Annotated in this window: 1 protein-coding gene; it reads left to right on the forward strand. The window is 31.0% G+C overall.

Annotation, left to right across the window (positions count from 1 at the left end):
- Positions 1 to 505: 505 nt before the first annotated feature.
- Positions 506 to 816, forward strand: a 311-nt coding sequence (locus NE544_RS12030; protein WP_256269501.1) for a RepB family plasmid replication initiator protein, incomplete at its 3' end; no start/stop codon positions are given.

The following is an 816-nucleotide window of genomic DNA, read 5'->3' on the forward strand; positions in this document are numbered from 1 at the left end:
TCTCATATTTTTATTCTTTGCCATCTTTTTTGGATGCATAATTTATTTCATGCCTGGAAGAACAAGACCATGACTGGACAACAGAGCATAAAAGAGTGGACTGACTACCCACTCTCTTTTTTTTTGTAAAAAAAGAAAACTGAGTGACTAGGTCAGTTTTCCTTAACGTGGCACAATTTTGTGATTTTTGCCTACACGAATTATATCATGAACTTTTGAAAAGCAAACGTCCTCGTACTTATTAAGGACAACAAAATTTTTAATTTTACTGGTTTTGAAATTTTCGAAGAAAATAAAAAACCTTATTATAAAAAATAACTGTTAAGAAGTAACTTATATATAGTGGTGTACAAATTTACAGTCTCAAGGTGTACAAATTTACAGTGCGAGAGGTGTACAAATTTACAGTGAGGTGTACAAATTTACAGTTAAAAGTGTACAAAATTATTGTGTAGTACACTTTTAAGTAGTATAATTATTTTAGATATATTGAGGTGATTAATTAATGAATGAAATACAAAATAGAGAACCTAAATTTTGCCAAGCTGATGAATTAATTAAAGCATTGCATATCATGAATAATACAGAACTTAAATTTATGTTCTATGCATTGTCTAAACGTGAGATTGGAGAAACCACTGTACAAACGACTATGACAGATTTAGTTAAGCATTTAAAAATCGATTGGGGTGGAGAGCAGATTAAAACATATAAAAAGGCTATTCGAACCATTATTCAAAAATCCGTATTAACGGTAGAAATGACTGCAGATAGACTATCCGAGGCCGATAGAATGCGTTTGGCAAATCCAAACGA

Origin of the sequence: Holdemanella sp. MSK.7.32 (assembly GCF_024460475.1) — a bacterium.
Taxonomy (GTDB): domain Bacteria; phylum Bacillota_I; class Bacilli_A; order Erysipelotrichales; family Erysipelotrichaceae; genus Holdemanella.